This is a genomic window from Streptomyces sp. NPDC054796, from assembly GCF_053611545.1.
The window spans coordinates 73,426-80,221 of record NZ_JBSHAO010000043.1 but is presented as its reverse complement, the minus strand read 5'-3'; the positions used below and the strand labels follow the sequence as shown (position 1 = coordinate 80,221).

Here is a 6,796-nt window from a genome sequence, read left to right as displayed (position 1 = left end):
AACCGACACCGGGGGGTGGGGGGACCCCCCGCCCCCCCCCACCGCCCGTTCGTACCGTCTCAGCGCCTCACCGCGCGGCCACGGTCAGTCACCAGCCGTTGCCGTGACCCCGGTTCTTCCAGGAATCGCCCATGGTGCCGCCGAAGGGGAGGCCCCCGTCGTCGCCGCCGTCCTGGCCCTCGTCCGCACCGGCGGGACGGGCGACGATGTCGACCTTGTCGCCCTTCTTGCCCTGCGTGTTGGCCGCCGGGTTGGTGGAGATGACGATCGCCTCGTCGTCCTGGGCCCCGGCGATGTTGCCGATCTCGAAGCCCGCGTCCTCAAGGGCCGACTTGGCGTCGCTCAGCTTCTGGTTGGTGACGTCCGGCACCGTCGCGGGCTCCTCGTCGGGCGCCTTGGCGACGGTCAGGGTGACCTGGGTGCCCTTCGGGTGCTGCGTGTTGGCCGCCGGGTTCTGGTTGGTGACCTCGTCGGCCGCCTTGTCCTCCGCCTCGACGTCCTTGCGGGCCACCTCGAAGCCGAGCGCCTCCAGTTGCGTCTTCGCCTCGCTGTAGCTCTTGCCGACGACGTTCGGCACCGCCTGCTTGGCCTGGACGGCGACGGTCAGCGTGACCGTCGACTCCTTCTGGGCCTTCTGGCCGCCGTTCGGGTTCTGGTCGACGACGGTGCCAGGATCGACCTCGGAGTTCTCCTCGGTCTTCCGCTTGACCTTGAAGCCCGCCTCTTCCAGCTTCTGCTTGCCCTCCTGGAACGAGCTGTTCGTGACGTCCGGCACCTCGACGGGGGCCGGGCCCTTGGAGAGGTTGAGCGTGACCGTCGAATCGCGGTCGATCTTCGTGCCCTTGGCCGGGTCCGTGTCGCAGACCGTTTCCTTGGGCTGCTCGCAGAACTTCGTCTCGCCCTTGGCGACCTTGAAGCCGCCGTTCTGGCCGAGCGTCTTGGCCTCGTCGTAGCTCTGCCCCGCCAGCGCGGGGACCTCGACCTGGTCGGAGCCGTCGGAGCCGCTGAACAGGGCCCTGCCCACGAAGATCGCGCCGACCAGGACCAGGATGGCCGCGATGACCAGCAGGATCGTCGACGTGTTGCTCTTCTTCTGGCGGCGCCTGCCGCGCCCGTCGTCGTAATAGTCGTCGTCGCCGACCGGCGCCATCATCGACGTCTGCCCCTCCTGGGGGCGCAGCGCGGTGGTGGGCTGGTCCGGGTCGTAGCCGCCGTAGCCGACGGAACCGAGCGCCGCCGTGGCCGCGACGGGCTGCCCGTCGAGGCACGCCTCGATGTCCGCGCGCATCTCGTCGGCGGACTGATAGCGGTAGTCCGGGTCCTTGACCAGCGCCTTCATCACGATCGCGTCCATCTCCTGGGAGATCTCCGGATCGAAGGTGCTGGGCGTCTGTGCCTCTTCCCGCACGTGCTGGTAGGCCACGGCGACGGGCGAGTCCCCGATGAAGGGCGGCCGGTTCGTCAGCAGCTCGTAGATCAGACAGCCGGTGGAGTACAGGTCGGAGCGCGCGTCGACGGACTCGCCCTTGGCCTGCTCGGGCGAGAGGTACTGCGCGGTGCCGATGACGGCCGCGGTCTGCGTCATCGTCATGCCGGAGTCGCCCATGGCGCGGGCGATGCCGAAGTCCATGACCTTGACCTGGCCGTTCCGGGTCAGCATCACGTTCGCGGGCTTGATGTCGCGGTGGACGATGCCGGCCCGGTGGGAGTACTCCAGGGCCTGGAGGATGCCGATGCACATCTCCATCGCCCGCTCGGGCAGCAGCTTGCGCCCGGAGTGCAGCAGATCGCGGAGCGTGGAGCCGTCCACGTACTCCATGACGATGTACGGGATGGAGACGCCGTCGACGTAGTCCTCGCCGGTGTCGTACACCGCGACGATCGCCGGGTGGTTCAGCGAGGCTGCCGACTGGGCCTCACGGCGGAAGCGGGCTTGGAACGAGGGGTCGCGGGCGAGGTCGACGCGGAGCGTCTTGACCGCGACCGTACGGCCCAGGCGCGTGTCATGAGCGAGGTACACCTCGGCCATGCCACCGCGGCCGAGCACATTGCCCAGCTCGTACCGGCCGCCGAGGCGACGCGGCTCTTCCATAGTCTCCAGCCCTCTCCGTTCGTCCGGGCCGTATCTGGTGTACGGCACGGCGGTGTGCTGCTCGGGATACGGTACCCGTCCGCTCGCACGGGTCGGAGGTGACCGGGGTCACCTCCTGCGCTCTCGCGGGCAACGCCTGTGCTTTCGTCGCGTCCGTTACGTCCGTCACGTCCGTCGCGTCACTGCTTCCCGTCGAGGACGGCCTCCATCACACCCTTGGCGACGGGGGCGGCGAGCTTGCCGCCCGCGATGTCGCTGCGGAGCGTGTCGGAGCTCTCGATGACGACGGCCACGGCCACCGGGGAGCCGTCGTCCGTCTTGGCGTAGGAGATGAACCACGCGTAGGGGTTCTCGCTGTTGCCCTCGCCGTGCTGGGCCGTACCGGTCTTGCCGCCGACGGTGACGCCGGGGATCTTGCCGCTGGATCCGGTGCCCTTCTCGACCACGGTCTCCATGGCCTGCTGGAGCTTCTGCGCGTTCTCCGAGGAGACCGGCTCGCTCAGCTCCTCGGGCTTGGTCTGCTCGACGACGTTCAGGTTGGGCGCCACGAGCTGGTCCACCATGTACGGCTTCATCAGCTTGCCGTCGTTGGCGACCGCCGAGGCGACCATGGCCATCTGGAGCGGGGTGGCCGCCACGGACGCCTGGCCGATACCGGCCTGCGCGTTCTGCGGGCGGTTGTCCTTGGGGTAGACGCTCTCGGCTGCGCGGACCGGGATGTCCAGCTCCTTCTCGTGGAAGCCGAACTTCTCCGACATCTTCTGCATGTCCTCGTTGCCGATGTCGTCGCTCATCTTCGCGAAGACGGTGTTGCACGACCACTGGAGCGCGACGCGCACCGAGGCGTTCTTGCAGGCCGGGTTGTTGCCCTCGTTGCCCAGCTTGTAGGTGGAGTCAGGGAGCTGGTACGGGTCGGGCGAGTCGGTCTTCGAGTCCAGGTCGTAGTCCCCGCTCTCCAGACCGGCCGCCGCGGTGACGACCTTGAAGGTGGAGCCCGGCGGGTACGTCTGGCGCAGCGCCCGGTTCAGCATCGGGTCGTCCGGGTCCTGGTCCTTCTGGAGCTTCGACCACGCCTCCGTGTCCTTCTCGCCGTTCCCGGCGAAGGTGGAGGGGTCGTACGAGGGCGTGCTGGCCAGCGCGAGGACGGCGCCGGTCTTCGGGTTGATCGCGGCGACGGCGCCCTTCTTGTCGCCCAGCCCCTCGAAGGCCGCCTTCTGGGCCTTGGCGTTCAGCGTCGTGACGACGTTGCCGCCCTTTTGGGGCTTGCCGGTCAGCATGTCGATGGTGCGGTTGAAGAAGAGCCGGTCGTCGTCGCCGGTGAGGATGCCGTCGTTGAGCGCTTCGAGCTGGTTGGCGCCGAACGCCTGGGACGCGTACCCGGTGACCGGGGCCCACATCTCGCCGTTCTTGTACGTGCGCTTGTACTGGAAGTCGTTGCCCTTCGTCTCGGCGTATCCGGTGATGGACTTGCCGTCGACGATGATGTTGCCGCGCGGCTGCGCGTAGCGGGCGATGGCGACCCTTCGGTTCTTGGGGTCGGTCTTCAGCTCGTCGGCCTGGACGAACTGGATCCAGTTGTCGCGGACCAGCAGGGCCAGGACGAGCAGGCCGCAGAAGATCGCGATCCGTCGAAGCGGCTTGTTCACGGTCGGACCACCTGAGTCATCTCGGCGTCGGGGTTGGGGGCCGGGGCGGGTGCCGGTCGCCTGGCGGTGTCGCTGATCTTCAGCAGGATCGCGACGAGCGCCCAGTTGGCGATGACCGAGGAACCGCCCTGTGCCAGGAAGGGCATCGTCATACCCGTCAGCGGGATGAGGCCCATGACGCCGCCCGCGACGACGAAGACCTGGATGCCGAAGGCGGCCGAGAGACCGACGGCGAGGAGCTTGCCGAAGGGGTCGCGTGCCGCGAGGGAGGTGCGGATGCCGCGCTCCACCAGGAGCCCGTACATCAGGAGGATGGCCATCGCGCCGCAGAGCCCCAGCTCCTCGCCGACGGTGGCGAAGATGTAGTCGCTCTTGGCCGCGAAGCCGATGAGCCGCGAGTAGCCCTGCCCGAGCCCGGAGCCGAGGGTGCCGCCCGAGCCGAAGGCCCACAGCGCCTGCGCGGGCTGCTCGGAGCCGTCCTTGTACGCCTGCATCGGGTCGAGCCAGTCCTGCACACGGCTCTGCACGTGCGGCTCGAAGCTGGCGACGGCGACGGCGCCGACGATGGACAGGGTCAGACCGAAGACGATCCAGCTCGTGCGCTCCGTCGCCACGTACAGCATCACCACGAAGAGGCCGAAGAACAGCAGCGAGGTGCCGAGGTCGGTCTCGAAGACGAGGATCATCAGGCTGAGCGCCCAGATCGCGAAGATCGGGCCCAGGTCGCGGCCACGCGGGAGGTAGAGCCCCATGAAGCGGCGGCTCGCCAGCGCGAGCGCGTCGCGCTTGACCATCAGATAGCCCGCGAAGAACACCGCGATGATGATCTTGGCGAACTCGGCGGGCTGGAGCGAGCCCACACCGGGGATGGTGATCCAGATCCGGGCACCGAAACGGGCCGGGAAGAACACCGGCAGGATCAGCAGGATCAGCGCCGCCGCCATCGAGATGTAGGTGTAGCGCTGGAGGACACGGTGGTCCTTCAGGAAGACGAGCACGCACACGAACAGCGCGATACCGAGCGTCGACCACATGAGCTGGGTCGGCGCCGCGGCCCCGCCGGGGAGCGGCTCCAGGTCGAGACGGTAGATCAGGACCAGGCCCATGCCGTTGAGCAGCGTGGCGATGGGCAGCATCAGCGGGTCCGCGTACGGCGCCCAGCGGCGCACGACGAGGTGCGCGACCCCGGCCAGCAGGCCCAGCCCGAGTCCGTAGCCGAGCATCCCCGCGGGGAGTGCGCCGTCCTTGGCCAGGCCGACGTTGGCGTAGGCGAAGACGGGGATGAGCACGGCGAAGACGAGCATCGCCAGCTCGGTGTTACGGCGGCTGGGCAGACCTCCGGGGGAGATCGTCGTGTTGCTGCCGGTGGTGCTGATATTGCTGCTCATGCTGTTTTGTGCCCCCTACGGCGCGGTGCACTGCTTGGCGAGCTCCTGCTGTTTCTCCGAGAGCCGGGGGCCGGGTGACGGAGAGCTGGTGCTCTTGTGAGTGCTGTCGTGGTCGGTGCGGAGTGCGACCTGGCCCGCGGTCGCCGAGGACTCGGACTCGGCCGTGCCGCCGGTGCCTCCGTTGGTGGCCCCGGTGTCGGTGCCGCCGCTCTTGCCCGCGTCGCCGGGCTTGTTCTGCTCTTCCTTCTTCTGCTCGTCGCTGGGCTCTTCCTTCTGCTCAGCGACGATCCGGCAGACCTCGGCCTGCGCGCCCAGCTCGTTCACCTTGTCCTCGGCCTCGCCGAGGCTGCTGGTGGCGATGGTCTCCCGCACCTGGTTGCGCTGGTACAGCGGAAGGTACTTGAGTTCGATCTCGGGGCGGTCGCGGTAGACCTTGTTCAGCGTCAGACCCGCCAGCTCCTGGCTGATGCCGCGGTAGAGCGCGACGTGCTCGCCCTTGGCCCCCACGTAGTACTGCGTCTGGGTCCAGCGGAAGCCCCCGTAGAGCCCGCCGCCGATGACGGCCAGCGCGACGACGGTCCACGCGGACCGCTTGAGCCACTTTCTGCCCCGGCGCGGTTTGACGAAGTCCTCGTCCGTGTAGGCGCCGAAGGCGCCGGGTGGCGGGCCCGCGGCCATGCCGCCGCTGCCGGGCGGCCCGAAGCCGTCCCCCGGCCCGTCGGGGCCCGGCTGCTGCGGCACGGACTGCCCGCTCCGCCCCAGCTCGGCCGCGCGGGCCGCCGGGGTCTGGAGGGTGCCCACGTCGCTGCCGAGCGAGTTCTGGTTCTCCGCGACGGCGCCGACGATGACCGGGGTGTCGTTGAGCTGCCCCGCGAGGGTGTCGCCCGCCTGGTCGACGTCGAGGACGTCCGCGATGATGCAGGTGATGTTGTCCGGGCCGCCGCCGCGCAGCGCGAGCTGGATCAGCTCCTGCACGGTCTCCTGCGGGCCCTGGTAGCTGCCGAGGGTGTCCTCCATCGTCTGGTGGGAGACGACGCCGGACAGCCCGTCGGAGCACAGCAGATAGCGGTCGCCGGCGCGGACCTCCCTGATGGACAGGTCGGGCTCGACGTGGTCACCGCTGCCCAGCGCGCGCATCAGCAGGGAGCGCTGCGGGTGGGTGGTGGCCTCCTCTTCGGTGATCCGCCCCTCGTCGACGAGCCGCTGCACCCAGGTGTGGTCCTGCGTGATCTGGGTGAGCTGGCCGTCGCGGAGCAGATACGCGCGCGAGTCGCCGACGTGCACGAGGCCGAGCCGCTGGCCCGTCCACAGGAGCGCGGTGAGCGTGGTGCCCATGCCCTCCAGCTGCGGGTCCTCCTCGACCATGACGCGCAACTGGTCGTTGGCCCGCTGCACGGCCGTGCCGAGGGAGGTGAGGATGTCCGAGCCCGGGATGTCCTCGTCGAGCTGGACCATGGTGGAGATCACCTCGGAGCTGGCGACCTCACCGGCGGCCTGGCCGCCCATGCCGTCGGCGACCGCGAGCAGCCTCGGGCCGGCGTAGCCGGAGTCCTCGTTGTGCTCGCGGATCATTCCGTCGTGTGATCCGGCGGCGAAGCGCAGTGACAGACTCATGCGCACCTCGCCCGTCGGCTCCGGGTACATCCGCACGGTGCCCACCCTCCGGTCGT

Annotated in this window: 4 protein-coding genes; all 4 read right to left on the bottom strand. The window is 69.2% G+C overall.

Annotated elements, in window-relative coordinates; genetic code table 11:
* Positions 1–88 precede the first annotated feature (88 nt).
* Entirely contained in the window at positions 89–2,092 is a 2,004-nt protein-coding gene (gene pknB / locus ACWGJ2_RS29280) for a Stk1 family PASTA domain-containing Ser/Thr kinase (RefSeq protein ID WP_453349266.1), read from the bottom strand.
* Positions 2,093–2,271: 179 nt separating this feature from the next.
* The gene (locus ACWGJ2_RS29275) at positions 2,272–3,738 is read right to left on the bottom strand and encodes a peptidoglycan D,D-transpeptidase FtsI family protein (RefSeq protein WP_453349265.1); all 1,467 of its coding nucleotides are present in this window, start codon (positions 3,736–3,738) and stop codon (positions 2,272–2,274) included.
* Positions 3,735–5,126: an FtsW/RodA/SpoVE family cell cycle protein gene (locus ACWGJ2_RS29270; RefSeq protein ID WP_453349264.1), complete on the bottom strand. Its 1,392-nt coding sequence runs from the start codon at positions 5,124–5,126 to the stop codon at positions 3,735–3,737. The genes ACWGJ2_RS29275 and ACWGJ2_RS29270 overlap by 4 nt, the downstream gene beginning before the upstream one ends.
* 15 nt (positions 5,127–5,141) lie before the next feature.
* Complete coding sequence (locus ACWGJ2_RS29265; protein ID WP_453349263.1) at positions 5,142–6,785, bottom strand: Stp1/IreP family PP2C-type Ser/Thr phosphatase; 1,644 nt, start codon at positions 6,783–6,785, stop codon at positions 5,142–5,144.
* Positions 6,786–6,796 lie beyond the last annotated feature (11 nt).

Bases quoted from the DNA above. Each gene is read 5' to 3' on its own strand.
- pknB (WP_453349266.1), bottom strand. From the start codon at position 2,092: ATGGAAGAGCCGCGTCGCCTCGGCGGCCGGTACGAGCTGGGCAATGTG.
- ACWGJ2_RS29270 (WP_453349264.1), bottom strand. From the start codon at position 5,126: ATGAGCAGCAATATCAGCACCACCGGCAGCAACACGACGATCTCCCCC.